We start from the raw sequence: 20,479 nt of genomic DNA, 5'->3' as shown, positions 1-20,479 counted from the left end.
GTAGGCCAGGTCCGCGCAGTCTGATGCCCGATTCAGTCCTCATGGAAGCGGCCGAGCAGTGAGTTGCCGGTTCTGGATCCGGCAAAATCAGATCCGGCGGAAATCGTTCGACCGATATCCTTGCTCGAAGGCAGTTTCCATCTCTCTTGATCCGGAATTTGGGCCATGCAACGGTGACGAATAAAAACAGGTCGTGGCGCGTGTCCGATTTGGAAGACCGGTCGGGACACCAGTGATACACCGCCGAGAGGTCGGTCCGACATATGACCCAAGCTCAGATCGGATCGCCGCATGAGAACCTTGCCGGTCTGGGCGACACCGCGCCCCAGGGCGAGGGATTTCTCGACGCGGCCGGGGTCGCCAAGCGGAAGCTGATCGAGGCGATCGAGAGCAGTTCGGAAGGCTTCGCGCTGTTCGATTCCGACAATCGTCTCGTCCTCTGCAACGATCACTTCCGGGATTTCCATCCAGGTCTGGGAGCGGTGATTGCTCCCGGTACGAGCTTCCAGGCGATCGCCGGCGCCGCCGCCGAAACCTGCATCGTCCGCGGGGACGGAACGACCGTCGAGGCGTGGCTCGCGGAGCGGATGTCCCATTTCCGGGAGCCGAGTGGGCCGCTTCTCCATCAGCGTATCGATGGGCGCTGGGTCCAGGTCAACGAACGCAAGACCAACGACGGCGGCGTCGTCGCCGTGTACACGGACGTCACTGAGATCAAGCAGGCCGAGCAGGTCGTGCGTACGACACAGGGCAGGCTGACCTACCTCCTGACCGCGTCCCCGTCGATGATCTGTAGCTTTGAGGTGGGTGGACGGAACGCGCCGACCTTCATCAGTGAGAACGTGCGCGACCTGCTGGGTTACGAGCCGGCCGAATATTTGGCCGGGCCGGAGTTCTGGCTCGACCGCCTTCATCCCGACGACCGGGACCGGGTTCTGTCCGAGTTCCCGAACTTGCTGCAGCAGGGGCACAACGTCATCGAGTACCGGTTCCTGCGCGCGGACGGCACCTATCGCTGGGTGCGGGACGAGCAGCGTCTGCTGCGCGATGCAAGGGGGGAACCGGTCGAGGTCGTCGAGTCGTGGAGCGATATTACCGCCCGCAAGGAAGCCGAGCTCGCACTGCAGAAGCAGACTGCATTCGTCGAATTGCTGCAGGCCGCCGCGACGGCTGCCAACGAGGCGTCCACAGTCGAGGACGCCGTGCGCTTCTGCCTGGACCGCGTCGCGCATCATACTGGCTGGCCTGTCGGGCACGCCTACGTGGTGGCCGGCAACGGGAGCGGCACGCTTGTGCCGGCCGGCATCTGGCATTGCGACGCGCCGGAGCGGTTCGCCCGGTTCCGCGCCGCGACGGCCGGGACGCAGCTCGGCGCCGGGACAGGACCTGCCGGCCGCGCCCTGCTCTCCGGCGCGCCGGAATGGATCCTCGACGACAAGTCCTCGCCGGCCGATCCCCGCGCGGCGGCGGCGGCGGCGGATGGGATCCGGGCCGGCTTCGGATTTCCCGTGACGGTGGGACGCGAGGTCGTCGCGGTCTTGGAGTTCTTCGCGTGCGACGCGCCCCCCCCGGACCCGGCCCTCCTCAAGGTGATGACCAATATCGGTGCGCAACTGGGCCGGGTGGTCGAGCGCAAGCGCGCCGAGGAGGCTCTGCGGCAGGCGAAGGAAGCCGCGGAAGATGCGAGCCGCGCGAAGAGCAGCTTCCTCGCCAACATGAGCCACGAGCTGCGCACGCCGCTCAATGCGATCATCGGCTTCACCCGGCTGGTGATGCGCCGCGCCAAAGATGCCCTGCCGGTAAAGCAGTTTGAGAACCTCGAGAAGATCCTGGCGAGTTCCGAGCACCTGCTCTCGTTGATCAACAGCATCCTCGATCTCGCCAAGGTTGAGGCCGGGCGGATGGAGGTGAAGGCGACTGAGTTCGCCTTGGGGCCGGTGCTCGATCTCTGTCTCAGGACGGTCGAGCCCCTGATCAAGAGCGAGGGCGTGCGTCTCGTTCGGGATGTCGAGGAATCGCCCGTGATGCTCCGCACGGACGAGGAGAAGCTCCGGCAGATCCTGATCAACCTCCTGAGCAACGCGATCAAGTTCACCGAAGCCGGATCGGTTACGCTCCGCGTCCGCTCGGTCGGCGAGCGCATCGCGTTCGCCGTGACCGACACGGGCATCGGCATCCCACCGGAGGCGCTGAGCGCGATCTTCGAAGAGTTTCACCAAGTCGATAACAGCGCGACCCGGTCGCATAGCGGGACTGGCCTCGGCCTCGCGATCAGCCACCGGCTGGCCCGGCTTCTCGGTGGCCACATCGACGTCGAGAGTCGAGAGGGGCACGGTTCGACCTTCACGCTGAGCATCCCGGCGCGGATCGCCGGCGCGCCTGAGATCGGGGCCGGCCCGCCGACCCCCGCGCCCTCTGCGGCGGCCGCGCCCCGGTCGGGGTCCAAGCTCGTGCTCGCGATCGATGACGATCCAAATGTCGTCTACCTACTGCAGGAGAACCTCACCGATGCGGGCTACAACGTCGTTGGTGCCTCGGGCGGCCAGGACGGCTTGCGGATGGCGCGGGAACTGCAGCCGCGGGCGATCACGCTGGACATCATGATGCCCGGCACGGACGGCTGGCAGGTGCTGCACGCGCTCAAGACCGATCCACAGACCCGCGACATCCCCGTCGTCCTGATCTCGATCGTCGATCAGAAGGAACTCGGCTTCCGGCTCGGGGCCACCGACTACATCGTGAAGCCATTCGAACGGGACGCCTTGATCGGCACCCTGGCGCGCATCGCCCCCGACAACGAACGCATCTTGGTGATCGACGACGACCCCAACGTGCCCGACCTCGTCCGCCAGCTGCTGGATTCCGAGCAATGCACGGTCGACTGGGCGGCGGACGGCGCCGCCGGACTGGAGCGCATCGCGCAGGCTCGGCCGAGCGTGATCCTCCTCGACCTGCTCATGCCTCGGATGGACGGACTCACTTTTCTCGACGCCCTTCAGGCAGATCCGGTTGCGCGGACCATTCCCGTCGTGGTGCTGACAGCCGCATCCCTGGACACGGCGGAGCGCGGCGTGCTGCGGGAGCGCGTGCTCGGCCTGATCGACAAGCAGGGGCTCAACCGCGCCGCCCTCATCCAGGAGATCCAGCGCGCGCTGCCACTGCCGGATCCCGACGCGGCCGATAGAAGCCAATGACCTGTCCAGGGCTCCATGCTCGGCAGCCCACCTCCTCCGGGAACGTCACATGAAGCGGATTCTCATCGTCGAGGACGTCGCGCTCAATCGTGATCTGCTGACGCAGCTCTTGGAGGACGATTACGATCTCGTCGTCGCGGTTGACGGCGCCGCGGGCGTCGAAATGGCGGTGGCGCACCAGCCCGACCTCATCCTCATGGATCTATCGCTGCCCCTCCTCGACGGCTGGGAGGCGACGCGCTGCATCAAGGCGAACGCGGCCACTGCGAACATCCCGGTCGTGGCGATCACCGCCAACGCCATGAGCGGCGACGAAGAGCGGGCGAAGGCGGCCGGCTGCGACGACTTCATGACAAAGCCCATCGACGAGGATCTGTTGTTCACCAAGCTGCGCCGGTGGCTCGACTGAATGTAGCCGATCGGGCTCGGCCCCGGAGAGAGGAAGACCCGTGGAGCCAGCGCGCATCCTCATCGTCGACGACGAGCCCTTCAACCTCGACCTTCTTGAGCAGGAGCTGGAGTTGCTCGGCCACACGAGCGTGCGCGCCGCCAACGGCCTTGCCGCCCTCGATCGGCTCAATGAGGCTCCGTTCGATCTAGTCCTGCTTGACGTTATGATGCCGGGCCTCGACGGCTACGCCGTGCTCGAACGGATGAAGGCACACGAGGTTTGGCGCCACACCCCGGTGGTGATGATCTCCGCCCTCGTCGAGATCGGCAGCATCGTCCGATGCATCGAACTGGGGGCCGAGGACTACCTACCCAAGCCGTTCGAGCCGGTGCTCCTCGAGGCGCGCATCCGGTCTTGTCTCGAGAGGAAGCGCTTCCACGACCGGGAAATGGCGCACCTGCGGGCCATCGAGCGCGAGCGCAAGCGCGCCGACGAACTCCTCCATGCCATCTTGCCGATGTCAGCGGTGGCAGAGCTGATGGAGACTGGCGAGGTCAAGCCGCGCCTATTCGACAACGTCGCAGTCCTGTTCATCGATCTCGTCGGCTTTACGGCCTGGTGCCATCGGCAGACGCCAGACGTGGTCGTCGCGGAGATCCAGCGATTGGCGGTGGCGTTCGAGATCGTGGCGCACGCGCACGGCCTAGAGAACATCAAGACGATCGGCGACGCCTTTATGGCAACTGCCAACCTGCTGCGCCCCCACCTGGATCCGGTCGAGGCGGCGATCCGGTGCGCCGCCGACATGGTCATCATTGCGGCGGCGGGCGCGCCGGGCTGGCGGATCCGGGCCGGCATCCACATCGGTTCGGTCGTCGGCGGCATCGTGGGCCGGACGAAATTCACCTTCGATCTCTGGGGGGATACCGTCAACGTCGCCGCGCGTCTCTCGGGGCTCGGGGACGGATGCACGCTTCACCTGTCGCGGGAGGCTTTCGCTCGCTTGGCCGATCAGCGGGCCGTCACGCCGATCGGCAAAGTCACGCTCAAGGGAAAGGGCGAAATCGAGGTGTACTGCCGCACGCTTGTGTCACTGGAACCCTAGATTTCCGATCGTTGGAGATCTCATTAAGGTCATTTCTAGCTACCAGCATCGCGGATGAGCGCCGTATATCCAGCACGCGATCAACCGTCCGCTCGGTGGCACTGTGGCGGTGCAATACGCTGGTCGTCCGCTAAGAAGCTCAATTCGACATGTGACGGACTCGGCTAATACTCGACGGTACTGCACTTGCTCGAACGACGTTCGCCTCGCACCGAAGCGGTAGTTCGACGGCAGAGGTCCAAGCGGATTTCTCATCATCACAGCGAAGCGACTGCAGGGGGTGCAATCAGGGTCTCCGACAGGATCGCGACTGGCAGAAGGGTCGCCAGAACTGAGGAGGCGAGGTTCAAGAATTCGACGGCGCCGCTGCGGACCTGGGCCAGCAGATCCGTGTCGCCCCCGAGCTGGTTGGCCGGGGACAGCCGGACCTCCAGGCGCCCGCCGCTCGCCTCGCGGATACGCTCATGGCCTGCTGCGCGCGGAGGTTGACCGGGTGGGTCGGGTCCTGACCGGTGGCGAGCTTGTAGACAAACTCGGCGGCTGAAGCGCGCCGGGTCAGGATGCCGAACAGGGGAAGAGTGGCCGCGCCCACGATGAGGCTGCGGCGGCTGAGAGACGCCTCTGGCATGTTTCACTCCCTAGTGGTCCGGGCACGCCGTCCGATCCCCGCCGTTCGCGGACTTTTCGGGATCGTCACCCGGTCACGCCGGATGCGTGGCGCGCCGCCCGTGGCGTTTGATCTGATGAATCGTCCGGTGAGGGGACGTGCCGAACACCGGCACGTCCAGCTTCGGCGCCAGCTCCGAGGCAATCGCGGCTGGCATCCCGAACCGCACCGGCGAGCTCTGCTTGGCAGCTGCCTGGACATCCCTGGTCGGAAAGACGGCGAGACGAACAAGCGCTTCCGCGGTGTCGCGATGACCGGCTTCTACGGCGGGGTCGGAAGCAGGGTGTCCGATTAGCCGCGGTGACCGCCCGAAAGCAGACGCGGAGCCTACAACCTGATGCGCCTTTCATCGATCGCAAGCATGAACCCAGATCCATCGCGCTTCGAAGTGCACTAAGTTCGGCGCTGGCTGGCCTCGATGCCTGCCCGCCCGGCTGCATGCCGGCGCGAAGGTGGAGCGCGCTCGCGCTGCCAGGGGAGGGCGACACGCCATGTTTGGCCTGATGCAGGACTGGCCCCTGCTGATCCATCGTATTCTCGACTATGCCCAGGCCCAGCACCCGCACCGGGCCGTGATCTCGCGCTCGGTCGAGGGGCCGATGCACCGCACGACCTACGCGGAGACCCACGAGCGGGCGCGGCGACTGGCCAAACGGTTGGAGCGGGACGGCATCCGGGCGGGCGACCGGGTGGCGACGCTGGCCTGGAACACGTGGCGGCACTTGGAGGCGTGGTACGGCATCACCGGGGTCGGCGCGATCTACCACACGGTCAACCCTCGTTTGTTCGACGATCAGATTGCCTACATCGTCAACCATGCGGAAGACCGAGTCCTCCTCCTCGACCTGACGTTCCTGCCGCTCGTCGAGCGATTGGCCGAGAACCTGCCGACGATCGAGCGCTTCGTCATCCTCACCGACACCGCACACATGCCACAGACGAGCCTCCGAAACGCGGTCGCCTACGAGGCGTGGATCGCGGAAGCGGACGCGGACTTCGCTTGGGCGTGCCTCGACGAGAACGCGGCGGCGGGCCTGTGCTACACCTCGGGCACCACCGGAAAGCCGAAGGGTGTGCTCTACTCGCACCGTTCGAACGTGCTGCACGCCATGGTCAACAACAGCCCGGACTACATCGGCCTCAAGAGTACCGATGTGGCGATGCCTGTGGTGCCGCTGTTCCACGCCAACAGCTGGTCGCTCGCCTTCCTGGCCCCAATGGCGGGCGCGGGCCTTGTGCTGCCCGGCCCACGGCTCGACGGCGCCTCGCTTCATGAACTGTTGGAAGAGACGGGCGTCACCATGACGGCGGCGGTTCCGACGGTTTGGCTCAACCTACTCCAGCACCTCGATGCCACGGGGGGAAAGCTCAACCACCTGCGGCGCGTCCTCATCGGCGGCTCGGCCTGCCCGCGCGCCATGACTGAGCGCTTCGAGCGCGACCACCGCGTCACGGTGATACATGGCTGGGGCATGACCGAGATGAGCCCGGTCGGCTCGTTCTGCGCGCTCAAGCCGGAGGTGAGGGGCTTAGAGGGCGAAGCCCGCCTCGATCTCAAGATGAAGCAGGGCTACCCGCCCTTCGGGGTCGAGTTCCGTCTCACGGACGACGCGGGACGTGACCTGCCCTGGGACGGCACCACCGTCGGCCATCTCAAGGTCGCCGGCTTTGCGGTCGCCAAGGCCTATTTTCGGAACGACGCACCAAACTTGGACGACCGCGGCTTCTTCGACACCGGCGACATCGCGACCGTCGACCCGAACGGCTACATGACTGTCACCGATCGCTCCAAGGACGTGATCAAGTCTGGCGGCGAATGGATCTCCTCGATCGAACTGGAGAACCTTGCGGTCGGTCACCCTGACGTTGCGGAGGCGGCGGTCATCGGCATCGCTCACCCGAAATGGGACGAGCGCCCGCTCCTTGTCGTGGTGCCTAAGGTCGGTCGCATTCCCGACAAGGCCGACATCTTCGACTTCATGCGCCCGCGCATCCCGAAGTGGTGGATGCCCGACGACGTCGTGCTGGTGGAAGAGATCGCTCATACGGCGACGGGGAAGATTCGGAAGGCGGCGCTGCGGGAGCAATTCCGGGATTATCGGTGGCCGGAGATAGAGTAGTTTCAGAGCATTGAACACACAGCCAGTATCCGACTTTCTCGTCGTGTAGCTCATTGCCAAGGGGCGGCGGCGCGAGCGACGCGGCGGAAGTTCTTAAGGCCTCCGGTTCCCGCCTCTTCATTCTCGCGAACGCCGCTCTGATCTCAGCATCAGAGCTGAAGGAGCGGACGTTGGTTGCGGCTTAGATTATTGCTTCGAAAGAAGCTTTATAGGCATAGAGCATAGTTCAAGAATTTTGCCCGGTTTGTAGTTCGGTGCGGAAGATGATTCGGGCGTCTCGATCGCGCCGGGTCGCGATCGAACCCTGGGTCATCATCCCTGATTCGGATCGCTCCGACTATGCGGCAACCGCAGCTTATCAATCGGGCCCGTGGCTGATCTGTCATTCAGAAACATTGCCTTGCCGGCTTCCGAGCCCGCACTCCGACCCAGCTTAGCCGTCAGGACGGCAGCCATACGTTTTTGAGCAACATTTCGTCCTGGTATATTGCATGCCTGGCATTTTTTTGCATGATGCTGCGTCGGCTGAACGCCGAGCCTGACGCACAGCGCGAAAAGAGGATGCTGGGATGGAACGCCACGACCCACCTGCCGCCAAATGGCGGCAACTCGCTTTCGGCATCCTCTGCATGGCGATGATTGCCAACCTGCAGTACGGCTGGACCCTCTTCGTCGATCCGATCGATGCCAAGCACCATTGGGGCCGAGCGGCGATCCAGTTCGCCTTCACGCTCTTCGTTGCAACCGAGACTTGGCTCGTGCCGATCGAGGCTTGGTTCGTCGACCGCTACGGCCCACGCGTCGTGGTCGCCTTCGGCGGCGTGATGATCGCGCTGGCCTGGGTGCTCGACGCCTATGCCTCCTCGCTCCTCGTCCTTTACGCCGCGGCTGTCGTGGGTGGCATCGGGGCGGGCTCGGTCTACGGAACCTGCGTCGGCAATGCGCTGAAATGGTTCCCCGACCGCCGCGGCCTCGCTGCGGGCGCCACTGCGGCCGGTTTCGGCGCGGGCGCGGCGATAACGGTCGTACCGATCGCAAAGATGATCGCCAACAGCGGGTACGAGAGTGCGTTTCTCTATTTCGGCCTCGGTCAGGGTGCCGTCGTGGTGGTGATGTCCTTCCTCCTGCGCAAGCCCGGCGTGTCCGCGCCGATCAAGCGCAAGGTACTCAACCTGCCCCAGACCAAGGTGGACCGCAGCCCCCGCGAGGCGGTGCGCACCCCGGTCTTCTGGGTGATGTACGCGATGTTCGTGATGGTCGCCTCCGGCGGCCTGATGGCGGCGGCGCAGATCGCCCCGATCGCCCACGACTTCAAGGTCGCCGACGTGCCGGTCTCGCTGTTCGGCCTGCAGATGGCGGCGCTGACCCTGGCGATCTCGCTCGACCGGATCTTCGACGGGTTCGGCCGACCGTTCTTCGGCTTCGTCTCCGACACGATCGGGCGAGAGAAGACGATGTTCATCGCCTTCAGCACCGCTGCCTTCGCGGTGATCCTGCTGCTCGGCTACGGCCGCAATCCGATGGTCTTCGTCCTGGCGACTGCGGTGTATTTCGGAGTGTTCGGCGAGATCTACTCGCTGTTCCCCGCGACGTGCGGTGACACGTTCGGCTCGAAATACGCTGCCAGCAATGCCGGCCTGCTCTACACGGCCAAGGGCACGGCAGCGATGCTGGTGCCATTCGGCAGCATGGTCTCGGCTGCCTACGGTTGGACTGCGGTCTTCGGGCTGATCATCGGCCTGAACGTCATGGCCGCCGCGCTCGCCATCTTCGTGCTGCGCCCGATGCGCCTGCGTTACCTTTCCGGCAGCGGCCAGGCCGAGGGTCTCGTCGCCCGGCCGGCCAGCGCTGCCTGAACGCGATCGTCACTCGTCTCCCTGCGGCGGCGCCTTCCCCGGCGCCGCCGTCCTTGTCTCACGAAGTCGATCATGAACATCGCCGCCGCGCTCGCTCTTCAGAGCATCCCCTTCGCCGGGCTGGCGATCGCCGCCAGCGAGCGGCGCGAGATTCTGCTCGTCGGCTACGTCGGCGTCCTTGGGCTTCTCCTCTCAATCGTCGCGATCATTGACGACTACAACGGCTTCTCGCCGGTTTTCGGCCTGGCTGTGGACGCGCTGCAATGAATCGGCATGTGCAGCCCGCGTGAGGGCGGCGCACCAGGGTCCGAGGCCTGCCGCGCTCGCCTGGGAGACTGCAGCACCCATGTGGCGTGACCGTCGTGGACAATTAGGCTGACGAGATCTGGCCTCGGGCGATTTACGTGCGAGGTGCAAGGTCACACCCATATTGTGGGAATGGCTTCGGCGCGATTGTCTGTATGGTCGGACGGCGGATCAGGTCGACGGCATTGCGCGCGACTGGGAAGCCGGCGCCATCGAAGCCACCCAGCTGTCGCGCTGTCTTTCGCGTCCGCTCCAGGGGCTTGCCCGGCCCCATTGCGGAAATTCGAGACGTTCGCCTCGTGGCAATTTGGTAGAGCAATCTTCGACGACCAAAACTCCGGTCCCGGATCGAGGAGCCGCGAGCCGATATGGCTGCACAGCCGCCAACCGGCCTGACGCGTTTAGACGGGGTGGGCTACCCGCCAGCGCCCTGGCATTTGCGCGGCGCAGCCTACCTCTCGCTTTGGCAGATCAGCGCGTCCCGCCTTCCACAGATCTGCATGTCACGGGATGTGCGGCCAATGGCGGTGCTTGGACGCGTCTTGGTTGGGGCCGCCTTCGCTGTTTACGAGCCAGACGGAGTATTGGCCTACGATGAGTTGCTGCTGGCCGTGCAAGTGCACGGCAGACCCATCTCAGTGAGCGTGCCCTACATCTGGGTTGATCATCCGGCCTCCGTGGCTGGAGCTCGCGCATTGTGGAGCATTCCCAAGCAGGGAGCCGACTTCGAGATCGAGCGGAATGGCGGCACCGAGGGACCGGACTTTGAGGCGAGGGCGATGACCGCGTGTGGAGAGGATCTCGCGCACCTCCGGTTTCGGGGCCGAACAATGATTCCTGGGCGCTGGCCAGTGCGAACCCGTGTCGTGCAGCATCGACTGGACGATGGGGGCGGACGCGCGCCCCAGGTTACCGAAGTGCGGGCGTGGGCGCGGGTCTCGCTTGGTTCGGCGACTTGGGTGTTTCCACGATCAGGGCCGCTCAGTTTCCTTCGCGGTCGCAGCCCACTCGCGAGCATCCGGCTGAGCGACTTGTCACTCCGAATTGGCTCATCCTAAGCCAAAGCAGGCGCTTGGGACGCCTGCTTCCGGGCAATCGGTCCGGTAAACCTGAGCCACCGATGGAGGGAAAGCGCATGATGACTCTCTATTCTTATCCCGGTTTGTACGGAGTCGCCGACAACAATGGATATGGACTAAAGGTGTTCGCCTTCCTGAGATTGGCCGGTCTGACCTTCACGCACAAGCACATCGTGGACGCATCGTCCGCGCCACGTGGCCAACTCCCCTACCTTGTCGACGGTGAGGAGATCATTGGCGACAGCGATAGTATCATAGCTTACCTTATGGGCCGTTACGAATTGAACATCGATGATGTTCTTACGCCGCCCCAGCAGGACCTCGGGCATATGGTTCGTCGGACGCTTGACGATTTGTACTGGGTAATGTCTTATTCGCGCTGGCAAGACGAGAGGTATTGGCCCACGTTCCGGGACGCGCTTCGCCGAGCGTGCCCTGAACTGACGGATGAGCAAATAGCGAAGGCCAGGGATTTCAATCATCGGCGTTATCATTTTCAGGGAATCGGCCGCTATACACCCGCAGAAGCTTATGCGCGCGGAGTTGCCGATCTGATGGTTCTCAGCAATCTGGTTCCAGAACATCGGTTTGTATTCGGCGACAATCCGACCAGCACTGATGCTTCAATTTACGGATTCATTTCCAATATCTATTTCTACGACATAGATACACCATTAAGAAAATTCGTCTCACAGCATGCCAATCTAATAACACATTGCCAGACAGTGCATAGTCTCGTTAGTAGTAGCCGATGAGGCCGCTGCGCGCTGCCGTCGGACGTCGCTTGTGGCGGGTTTCGGCCGGCGCTCTCCACACATAGGATGGAAGCTGAAGACATCCTGTCGAAATATTCGGGAGATCTATCGGCGCGCCGGACGGAGGGAGGAGATGGCCGAGAGCGGCCTAACTATTTTCTATTGGCTTGGACGAATAGGCAGACATGCTGCTGAAGGCCCGTCCGGGTTGCCCCGATCTCTTCGAGGGAAGGCCGGATCCACGCGTCCCGCACACGAGCTGCGCGGCATAGCAACCGGCGAGCCGTTGAGGTCCGGGCACACGTTAAGAAAAGCAGCGAACCTGTTAACGAAGCTGGGGACTTTGCGCGCGACGTTGCGGTCCGGCGCGGGCACCGTGTCGCTCCCAGGCGACGGGTCATCGGCAGAGGTTCGGCATCACTTCCCCGCCTATTGCGACAGGAGGAGCTTGCCCGACAGCGGCCCGACGCCCTTCGGCACCGGCACGCTCGTCGCATCGTAGTTCGCGTTCAGATAGAGGTTCGGCCCCTGGTAGAGGTTCACCTGCTGGGCCACAACGACCGTGTAGGCCGACTGGTCGGCCACGGGCTTGTCAGCGTCGATCACAAGCCGGCCTGCGGGCAGGTAGATCGTGCCCAGCATGGTCCGTGCGTTGTTGCTGATGATGCGGTAGGTCCGCATCGGCTTCGTCGCCCCAGCCGGTGGAGGCGTGGGCAGGATCGAGTTGCCCGAGATCACGTCCGTCGCTTCCAGAACTGGGTCGACCGGATCGGACACCGAGCGCTGCTCCGACATCAGCAGGCCAGCCATTGTTCCGCTTGTCGGCGCGCGCAGGCTGATGGTCGTGTTCTTGTCGAACAGGAGGCCGCTCTTGTCTCCGGCGAAATAAAGGGCGACGCCGTCGCCACTCAGGGTGGCGCTATCTTTCACCACGAGCGGCTTATCTTTGATGACAAAAATGCCCGTCGCGCTCGGCTTCAGGTTGACCACGGCGCTGCCCTTGATGGTGAGGCCGCAATAGGTGCCCTCAGGCAGATCAATGGATCGGTCGATCTCGTTTTTGCTCGTATCACCCTTCGAATTTGCTGCAACCGGGATCGATGTGCAGGTTCCGACCTGCGGGGCTGCGCGATCTTTCAGGGGATCCGTGATCGCCGGGCAGCCTGTCTGCGGTGTGGGTGCGAAGTTGGCCTTGCTCCCACTGAAACCTCCAGCTGAGCAGATGGTATCGGCTCGCGCCAGAGCGCTGTCGCCACCGATCATGCCCTTCGCGTTCGTCGAGTTCGAGTAAAGTGAGCAGCCGTCAGCTGTGACCTGTGCTTTCGCCTGCACGTTGAACGCACCTGGAGCTCCCGGATCGAGGGCGAGCATGCATAGCCGCATCTTGCCTACGACATTGACCCGAGCTTGAGCCGCAACTGTCTGCGCTCTGAGCCCGAGGAGACCGCCGAAGGTAAGCTTCACCGTCTCCTCGGCGCGCGCGAATACGCTGGTCTTGTCATCGGATACCGTTACCTTGACGCTGAAGGGTCGGTCAGGAAACGGCTTTGCGGCGTCGCGAATTGCCTGCTCGGCTACGCCTGCGACGGAAGCCTGGCTCGATGCAGCAAGTTTCAGCGTGTTGCCGCCGGCCAATACGCCGGCATCGACGGCGTTCTGAAGCTCGCTTCGACGCGTGACGAGGCGCGCATAGTCGATGCCGCCGCCGGCCAGACCGACTAGCACTGTGGCGCTCAGGGCGAAGATCAGGGCCACACCGCCGCGGCGATCGCTGCGGAGGGCCTTCAGATGATCCAGAGGAACGTTCGGCATCTACTTGTCCAGGCGACAGGGCCAGAGGCCGGCATTCTTGCGGCAACCGCTTAACAGCCCTTATGCGAACGAGTCCTCATCCTCAGGTGAAACGGACCTCTCGTGCCAGCCGTTACGGGTTCGCGACCCAGGCTTTATTCGTTCAGGCGCCGGGGAAGGCAGCTGGACCTGTCACATAGGCCTAAACCGAAGTCGGGGCGGTGGAACGTCAGAGGCTTGCGCCTGTCACGCATGGTCGCATGCGGTGGTGAGCGTGTCCTCCCGGGCGTAGTCGCGCGGTAGGTCATAGCGCTCGCGGTACTCCGCCATGGTCATGCCGTGCTTGGGCTGGTGGTGCCTGAGCATCCTATATGGCTCGCCGTCGATGAAGCTGCTCAGCGCGTCGCACCTGATCGCCTTCCGGATCTGCGCCGCCGTCGGCCTGTCCCGCTCGGGCTCGGAGGAGGCAGGCGCATTGCTTAGCTTGGCGATTGCGACGTGTACGCTGGACAGCAGCGCCGGCATCTCGGCCGACGGCACCCGAACGTTCGAGATGTTTGCGGACGCTGTGCTTTGGTGTGCTGAGGTCTGGTTGGCTGCAGATGGCACATCCGATATAGGCGGGCATAATGTCATCAGGTTTAGGAACATCCGCGGCTGCGGGCTCTCACTTCTGCATGTCTCGACCTGCCAAAACCGGTTTCGACTGTCCCAAGCGATCAAGATTTGCCGCGGTGTGAATGTTATTCGACGGTCGCGCCCGCGCGATTCGTCGACCGGCGGATCAATCCCGTCTTTGCCTCACCGGCACATGGGCGCAGCACTCGTGGGAGGCACTCATGGCTGTCAGCAGACGGATCTTCGCCGCGGGCGCCGCCGCAATCCCGTTCGTTGGCGCGCTCCCTCCACGCGCCCGGGCACAGTCCATCGCCCAGGACGCGCCGGTCATTGGTAACCATGCGGTGGCCGATCCGCTGGAGTTGGCGACGGACGCCTACATCTACGGCTACCCGCTCGTCACCATGGAGATGACCCGGCGGACGCTTACCAACGTGGCCGCGCCTGAGGGCAAGGGCGCACCCATGGGTCAGTTCGCCAACATGCGAGAATATCCGGACGCGAAGTTCCGGGCCGTCACCGCGCCCAACGCCGACACGCTGTACTCCAGCGCCTTCGTCGATGTCGGGACCGAGCCCCACCTTCTCAGCATCCCGGAGGAGGACGGCCGCTACTACCTCATGCCGATGCTGAGCGCCTGGACGAACGTTTTCGCCGTGCCGGGCAAGCGCACGACCGGAACCGGGCCGCAGACCTACTTCATCGCCGGACCCGGCTGGAGCGGCAGCGTGCCGTCTGGCGCCACGCTGATCCAGGCGCCGACCAACCTGATTTGGATCCTCGGCCGGACCTACTGCACAGGCACGCCCGAGGACTACAGGGCCGTGCACGCGCTTCAGGACCAGTACCGGCTCATCCCGGCGAGCGCGGCCGGCAAGCCGTACACGCCGCCTCCGGGGCGTGTCGATCCGAGCATCGACACAACGATGACCGTGCGCGAGCAGGTCAACCGCATGGATGCGACGACCTATTTCAACCTGCTTGCCACTCTGATGAGGGACAACCCACCGGCGCTCGCAGATGGGGTTTTGGTCGCCAAGATGGCCTCGCTCGGCATCGTTCCTGGCCAGCCCTTCGATCCAGGCAGTCTGCCGCCGGCGGCCCGCCAGGCGGTTGAGCAGGCACCCAGGCAAGCGCTCGCCCGAATCATGGAGCATATGAAGAATACCGGCCAGCACGTGAACGGCTGGACCTTTACGACCAATGGCGGCGACTACGGTAAGGACTACCTGCAGCGCGCCTTCATCACGGCGGTCGGGCTTGGCTGCAACTTGCCTCAGGATGCGGTCTACCCGCTGACCAAGGTCGACGCGGCGGGACGCCAGCTGACAGGCACCTCGAAGTACGTGATGCGCTTCCCGGCCGGCGAGCTGCCGCCCGTCGATGGCTTCTGGTCGTTGACGATGTACGACGCGGACTACTTCTTCGTCGAGAACCCGCTCAACCGCTACTCGGCGAGTCCGCGCAACGACCTCAAGACCAACCCGGACGGCTCGGTCGATCTCCTCATCCAGCACGAAAGCCCTGGTGCGCAGCGGGAGGCCAATTGGCTACCAGCCCCGGCCGGCCCCTTCATCCTGATGCTACGCACCTACTGGCCGAAAGCCGCCCTGCTGAACGGCTCCTGGGCACCACCGCCGGTCATCCGTAGCTCCACCGCTACGCTCTAGCCGGCGTTGCGGCCGCCGCAAGCTGATTTTCGAACTCGCGTCTCGCCGAAGGAGCGACGGGCAGCCTTCGGAGCGACCGCAGGCTTATGCTACGTGGCGATGACCCGGCACCGGGGGGCGGTGCAGCTCTATGCGGCGCGGGACGCGTTCGACAAGCCGCGCATGGGGCCAGCATGAAGGCGGCGGTATCGAGGGGGTTCAGCGGATATCCGCGCAGGGCGAAGCGCATCCGTCCGGTGTCGATCCAGTGCGCCTTGATGCCGGGCCAGACCTCGCTGTGGAAGTCCGCACAATGTGTGCAGGTCACGGCGGCATACTCGATAAACGTCACCTTGGCATTGGGTGCGCCGATCCAAATGTCGCCCAGCGGGCCTGCCATCGACGGATCTTCGACCGAGGTCGCCCGCGCAGAGACGGCCACAGATCCGAACGTCGAGCCCAGCATCGCGCCGATGAGCAGGGTACGACGTGTGACGGTACGCCCTTGGGTTCAGGTGCCTATCGTCATGCGGCTGCCTCCTAGCTCATCCGCAAGCTCGTATACGTATCCTACAGCCGCTTTCCACCTAATCCGGTCACTCAGCTAACTAGGACGACAGGCCGAAAGCGGACGCGCCCGACTGCACGTTCTGCCTGTGCGCCTGCCGGTATTCACGCGGGCTCATGCCGTAGCGCTCCTTGAAGCGGCGAGCGAAATGCGCCTGGCTGGCGAAGCCGCAGCCGTAAGCCAACATGCCGATCGAGAGGTGAGCGCAGGCGGGATCGACCAGGCGCTTGGCCGCCACCTCCAGGCGTCGCTCCCAGATGTAGTCGGAGATGTGCCGGCCGCGCTCGTGGAACAGCTCCTGCAGCCGGCGCAGCGAGACGCCGACCGCGGCGGCGAGCTGAGGCGGGTCGAGGGTCTGATCGCTGAGGTGCGCCTCGACGTAGGCCTTGGCGCGCTGGACCGTGGCGTTGCCGTGAATGGAGCGGGGCACCTCCTGCGCCATCCGTTCGGCGAGACTGGCCACGACCAGATCGATCCCAATCGACGCCATGCGCGCCGCGCCGTTGGGGTTGAGCCGATCTCCCACCCGGATCAGTTCCTGGACGTAGGTGTTCGCGAGCGTCGTAGAAGCGAGCTTGGCCTCGACCGCGAGGGCAGTGAACAGTTGAGACGGGCCCAGCACACTCTCCAGGCGCTCCCGCGGCAGGTCGAGGATCAGGAAGGTGCCCGTCTCGATCTCGCTCACGCCCGGTCGATGATCGAGCACGACGAAATCGCCGGTCCGACCCACCGCCTCACGCTCGTTCTGCTGGACGGCATGGCGGCCAGATTGGGTGAAGACCGCGTAGAGGCGATGACCTCGGTCGTTCCGCCGAACCGCCTCGGGTGTCACTTCGGTACGGGTGGAACTCTGAACGCTTCGCGTGATCGGCAGAGATCCGATCGCGGTGAGCTCGATCCGACCGTGGAACGGCGCAGCGTCAAGGTTCCGGATCTCGTTCGGCACCATCTGATCGCACATCATCTCCCGCCATCGGCGGAAGGCGATCCTGGGGTGGAGGCCCTCAGTCGAGAAAAGCGGTTGCATCCGCGGTCTTGGCCCACAGCTCGCCTTACGATGGCGGAGATTGGAGGGGTGCCCGTCTATTGTATATAATTTAATGATGCAAGCATTGCATGCCAACCGAAAATGGACCGGTGGAAATCCACCCCATGCCGACATTGTCCTATCCAGCTTTATGTCCGAGAAACAATGATTTTTCAGGCACATAAACCTGTCGGGCTTGTATGTCGGACAATCAAATTGTGGCGGGTCGAGCAAAGTCGGCTGGCCACCCTTCGCATAAAGTCGGCTTACGAAACGCGGCGAGGCGCGACCTCGTGTGGGACTTCGGCCTGCGTCCGCCCGTCCGGACGGTTCGGCCATTTTTGGCCAAACACCCTGTTTCCTGTGTTCCCAATGACTTAGCCGTTTCCTGGATCTGGACGAGTTCGAACCGAGCCGATTTCCTGTGTCCTGCCAGATGTTTGCCCCACTCAAGAAGCTCAGCCATTTTTGGCCAAGCCCTCGGCCATTTTTGGCCAAATCTCTCTACCCGTGGTCGAAGTAGAAGAGCGCCGAAGCAGCAAGTTGAAGCGATCCGCTCGCAAGATCAGGCGCTTGCAAAGCCAAGCACACAACTCGCGCGTCCAAGCACAGTCTGGCACGAACACTGCCATAGGATCCCGTGCACGGCCGCAGCCGGCGGGATCCTCCCGCCCTCAACCCGGATGATCACGCGATCGACCCGGGCCGGCCGCACCGGGAGAGACCATGCCGACACCCGCCTATATCGCGATCGAGGGCTCGACCCAGGGCAACATCACCCAGGGCGCCTTCACCGAAGCCTCCGTGGGCAACATCTGGCAGGAGGGTCACGAGAACGAGATCCTCGTCCAGGCCATCGACCACCGCGTCACCATCCCGCGCGACCCCCAGTCCGGCCAGCCCTCGGGCCAGCGCGTCCACCTGCCGTTCAAGTTCACCGCGCCGCTGAACAAGGCCACGCCGCTGCTCTACAACGCGCTCACCTCGGGCGAGATGCTGACCAAGGTCGAGGTCAAGTGGTTCCGCACCAGCTCGGCCGGCAAGCAGGAGCACTTCTTCACCACACGGCTGATCGACGCGACCATCATCGACATCGACGCCCAGCTGCCGCACTGCCAGGACGCGCGCAACGCCGACTTCACCCAGCTGATCGCGGTCTCCCTGTCCTACCGCCGGATCGAGTGGGAGCACACGGTCGCCAGCACCTCCGGCGCCGACGACTGGCGCAGGCCCAAGGCCTGAGCCCAAAGGCCTGAGCGCGCCTCAGGCCCACGCGAGCGCCCTGCCGTAGACCGGGCGGCACCGTGCCGACCGGTCCACGGCACCCGAGCCCGGCGCCCGACCCCGTCCGGAGATCCGCGCATGGATGAGCGTGTCCAGCTCTCAACAGTATGGGGCTGCCTATGAGCCTGCGCGACCTCGCGCTGGTGCCGACCGCCGGGGTCACTGCCCTGGCGATCCGGGTGTTCTCCGCCGACCCGGCCGAGTGGATCGTTGCCCTGCCCGGGGATGACCGCCCGGGCCTGGCATTCTGCGCCGTGGCCGAGGACCAGGGCGGGGTGCGCATCCTCCTGGCCACGCTCACCCTCGGCCCGGTGCTCGGCCTGATCGGCCTGGCCGGCTTCGGCCGGCCGCGCTCCTGGTTCGGGCTGATCCTGGGCGCGGGGCTCGCCGCCTTCTGGCTGCACCGCTTCTTCCTGCGCGTCTCCGCTTGCACGCCCTGAGCCGACCCGGCCCGCCGCCTTCGAGGCTCCCCGATGATCGTCCTGCCCGCCGAGATCACCCAGCCGCTGAGCGCGCTCGAGCACGATTTCACCCTCGCGTTCAAGGCCGAGGGCCTGCCCGACGCCGGGCTCGAACGGTACGCGCTACGCCTTCGTTGAACCGCTCATCGAAGCGCCATTCATCGAGGAAATCCCACTTGTCGAGCCCTCAACGCAGCCCAGGGCGCCATTGCCGAATGGCCGGCCCACGCCGCCCAGCGGGCCGGGGTTCATGGGGCCGCATGGACGGCCGGAACGGACGCTGCCGGAGGAGATGCGGCCGATCGAGCCGGCACGGGATCCAAAACCTGAGCCCCAACCAGATCCTCAGCCGTATCCGGACGACGGCCGGCGCACGTCGCGAGGCTGCTCTTCGGCCCTGATCTGCTTTGAACGAGGCGCCGGTCGCCGACGCGTTCGCGCAAATGGAGCCTGTGGGCTTCGGTCCGATCCCGCCGTCCTAGCAGCAACGGCTCCACTATGCTGGAATGTTCGACGACGGCTGGTTGCGACGCGATCATTCGCATCTGCCGCGCGACTTCAGGTATCGATTCTACCAAGTCGCTCATCCAAACGTGATCTTTCGGAAATATTTTCCAGTCGGCCTGCGAATTTCTGCGGTCAATCTGGCGCGCGACCATCGACAGGCTGATTGCCGACTGCCCGATGAGGAGCCGCTTGCCCGTTTCCAATGGGTCGACGGACGGGAGGTGATCGCGCGGATGAACTGGGACGGTCTGCACATCGATATGCGCAACGAACCGCCATGGACGGTCGACGTGACGTTCCGCGTCGGGATCGAGATCTGCCCGCGCTTCCAGAAAGTCGATGTCATCGCCGCGGATACACGCAGTGCAGGCGGCTTGCCGGCGTCAGGCGAATCCGGCCTCGAGGAGGCGGCATGAGCATCCCGCGCAAGGGCAGCCGGGCGACGGCGGAGGGTCTGCTGGTATCGATCCATCCGGACGTGTGCCTGACGCCGATGGGCGACACGATGGTGCCGGTGCCCTACACGATCTGGGCCCGGCAGTCGGACGATGCCAACACGACGCCGACCGTCCGCTTCACGGCGCAGCGGACCCACAACCTGGGCTCGCTGATCACCACGTGCCACGGCGACGAGGCGGGCACAGGCTGTGGTCTACGGCGGGTACCAGCTCTACCGCGCCCGGCAGAAACTCGCGGAGGCCAAAGCCAAGCTGGAAGCTCTGAAGGAGAAGAAGCGAAAGCCGGCAGCGGTCGGACGGAGGGAGGCCGACGTCAACGTGTCCGGCGCGACGAAGAGCGCCTGTGACGAGATCTGCGAGGTTGCGTGCCTATGTCGGAAGGACGAGGGAGATGCCCATACGTGTTCACGGCCTGCAGCTCGGCGACGCTGCGTGAGAGATACTACGACCCGAACGGCCCGAAATGTCCCGATGGTTCACCTCGCCGTCCGAGGGCGCCCGCGGCCGACGGGCCTCGACCGGAGGTGAGCTACAAGCAGGATGAGCATGGGATCTATGGTGGAGAGCAAGACGGATCCGGGCATGCCGTCGAGCCAGGTCCCAATCAGGGGCGCGCCCCGGCCGGATATCTCCTGGTGGAAGT

General features: G+C 64.5%; 17 protein-coding genes and 2 pseudogenes. 14 read left to right on the top strand and 5 right to left on the bottom strand.

Annotated features, from left to right (window positions below):
* The first annotated feature begins 263 nt into the window (after nt 1-263).
* From ACYCO6_RS25620 to ACYCO6_RS25610, 3 genes are read left to right on the top strand one after another with little or no spacing between them, the layout of a single operon-like run.
* The gene (locus tag ACYCO6_RS25620; protein ID WP_459764549.1) at nt 264-3,194 is read left to right on the top strand and encodes a response regulator; all 2,931 of its coding nucleotides are present in this window, start codon (nt 264-266) and stop codon (nt 3,192-3,194) included.
* A 49-nt stretch (nt 3,195-3,243) separates the two neighbouring features.
* The gene (locus ACYCO6_RS25615; protein WP_459764546.1) at nt 3,244-3,603 is read left to right on the top strand and encodes a response regulator; all 360 of its coding nucleotides are present in this window, start codon (nt 3,244-3,246) and stop codon (nt 3,601-3,603) included.
* A gap of 40 nt (nt 3,604-3,643) precedes the next feature.
* A complete protein-coding gene (locus ACYCO6_RS25610; RefSeq protein ID WP_459764544.1) occupies nt 3,644-4,690 on the top strand; it encodes an adenylate/guanylate cyclase domain-containing protein in 1,047 nt (348 codons plus the stop codon).
* A 296-nt stretch (nt 4,691-4,986) separates the two neighbouring features.
* Here the strand turns inward: ACYCO6_RS25610 and ACYCO6_RS25605 are convergent.
* A pseudogene (locus ACYCO6_RS25605) lies at nt 4,987-5,318 on the bottom strand (TRAP transporter substrate-binding protein); the annotation flags it as partial.
* Between the two features lie 530 nt (nt 5,319-5,848).
* On the opposite strand from ACYCO6_RS25605, the gene ACYCO6_RS25600 reads away from it, so the two are divergent.
* The 5 genes from ACYCO6_RS25600 (at nt 5,849) to ACYCO6_RS25580 (ending at nt 11,473) form a co-directional block, all read left to right on the top strand.
* Nucleotides 5,849-7,477 carry a long-chain-fatty-acid--CoA ligase gene (locus tag ACYCO6_RS25600; protein ID WP_459764542.1) on the top strand — a complete coding sequence of 543 codons (1,629 nt, stop codon included), beginning with the start codon at nt 5,849-5,851 and terminating at the stop codon, nt 7,475-7,477.
* Between the two features lie 569 nt (nt 7,478-8,046).
* Nucleotides 8,047-9,333, top strand: a complete 1,287-nt coding sequence (gene oxlT / locus ACYCO6_RS25595; RefSeq protein WP_459764540.1) for an oxalate/formate MFS antiporter — start codon at nt 8,047-8,049, stop codon at nt 9,331-9,333.
* A 72-nt stretch (nt 9,334-9,405) separates the two neighbouring features.
* Nucleotides 9,406-9,600 carry a hypothetical protein gene (locus tag ACYCO6_RS25590; protein WP_459764538.1) on the top strand — a complete coding sequence of 65 codons (195 nt, stop codon included), beginning with the start codon at nt 9,406-9,408 and terminating at the stop codon, nt 9,598-9,600.
* A 407-nt stretch (nt 9,601-10,007) separates the two neighbouring features.
* Complete coding sequence (locus ACYCO6_RS25585; RefSeq protein WP_459764536.1) at nt 10,008-10,697, top strand: acetoacetate decarboxylase family protein; 690 nt, start codon at nt 10,008-10,010, stop codon at nt 10,695-10,697.
* Nucleotides 10,698-10,774: 77 nt separating this feature from the next.
* Entirely contained in the window at nt 10,775-11,473 is a 699-nt protein-coding gene (locus ACYCO6_RS25580) for a glutathione S-transferase C-terminal domain-containing protein (protein WP_459764534.1), read from the top strand.
* A 429-nt stretch (nt 11,474-11,902) separates the two neighbouring features.
* On the opposite strand, the gene ACYCO6_RS25575 is transcribed toward ACYCO6_RS25580, so the two are convergent.
* Together ACYCO6_RS25575 and ACYCO6_RS25570 are read right to left on the bottom strand one after the other, a co-directional pair.
* Nucleotides 11,903-13,285 carry a TadE/TadG family type IV pilus assembly protein gene (locus ACYCO6_RS25575; RefSeq protein WP_459764532.1) on the bottom strand — a complete coding sequence of 461 codons (1,383 nt, stop codon included), beginning with the start codon at nt 13,283-13,285 and terminating at the stop codon, nt 11,903-11,905.
* A 225-nt stretch (nt 13,286-13,510) separates the two neighbouring features.
* The gene (locus ACYCO6_RS25570; RefSeq protein WP_459773726.1) at nt 13,511-13,900 is read right to left on the bottom strand and encodes a MucR family transcriptional regulator; all 390 of its coding nucleotides are present in this window, start codon (nt 13,898-13,900) and stop codon (nt 13,511-13,513) included.
* Nucleotides 13,901-14,103: 203 nt separating this feature from the next.
* Here ACYCO6_RS25570 and ACYCO6_RS25565 point away from each other — a divergent pair, with 203 nt between their 5' ends.
* Nucleotides 14,104-15,552 (top strand): DUF1254 domain-containing protein, encoded by a 1,449-nt coding sequence (locus ACYCO6_RS25565; protein WP_459764530.1) that lies wholly within the window; start codon nt 14,104-14,106, stop codon nt 15,550-15,552.
* Here ACYCO6_RS25565 and ACYCO6_RS25560 read toward each other — a convergent pair.
* Nucleotides 15,542-15,931 carry a thioredoxin domain-containing protein gene (locus ACYCO6_RS25560; RefSeq protein WP_459764527.1) on the bottom strand — a complete coding sequence of 130 codons (390 nt, stop codon included), beginning with the start codon at nt 15,929-15,931 and terminating at the stop codon, nt 15,542-15,544. The two genes, ACYCO6_RS25565 and ACYCO6_RS25560, sit on opposite strands and share 11 nt — an antisense overlap.
* Before the next feature lie 208 nt (nt 15,932-16,139).
* A complete protein-coding gene (locus tag ACYCO6_RS25555) occupies nt 16,140-17,126 on the bottom strand; it encodes a helix-turn-helix domain-containing protein (protein ID WP_459764525.1) in 987 nt (328 codons plus the stop codon).
* 726 nt (nt 17,127-17,852) lie between these two features.
* Between ACYCO6_RS25555 and ACYCO6_RS25550 the strand changes: the two genes are divergently transcribed.
* From ACYCO6_RS25550 to ACYCO6_RS25530, 5 genes and pseudogenes are all read left to right on the top strand, one after another.
* Nucleotides 17,853-18,368, top strand: a complete 516-nt coding sequence (locus ACYCO6_RS25550) for an Hcp family type VI secretion system effector (protein ID WP_459764523.1) — start codon at nt 17,853-17,855, stop codon at nt 18,366-18,368.
* A gap of 161 nt (nt 18,369-18,529) precedes the next feature.
* Nucleotides 18,530-18,850, top strand: coding sequence for a hypothetical protein (locus tag ACYCO6_RS25545; protein ID WP_459764521.1), 321 nt, complete (start codon nt 18,530-18,532; stop codon nt 18,848-18,850).
* 33 nt (nt 18,851-18,883) lie between these two features.
* Nucleotides 18,884-19,009, top strand: a complete 126-nt coding sequence (locus tag ACYCO6_RS25540; protein WP_459764519.1) for a hypothetical protein — start codon at nt 18,884-18,886, stop codon at nt 19,007-19,009.
* Between the two features lie 356 nt (nt 19,010-19,365).
* A pseudogene (locus ACYCO6_RS25535) lies at nt 19,366-19,794 on the top strand (DUF2169 domain-containing protein); the annotation flags it as partial.
* Nucleotides 19,791-20,183, top strand: a complete 393-nt coding sequence (locus ACYCO6_RS25530) for a PAAR-like domain-containing protein (protein WP_459764517.1) — start codon at nt 19,791-19,793, stop codon at nt 20,181-20,183. The pseudogene ACYCO6_RS25535 and the gene ACYCO6_RS25530, both read left to right, overlap by 4 nt.
* Nucleotides 20,184-20,479 lie beyond the last annotated feature (296 nt).

The sequence above is a fragment of the Methylobacterium sp. CM6257 genome (assembly GCF_054611515.1).
This window is presented reverse-complemented; position numbering and strand designations above follow the sequence as displayed.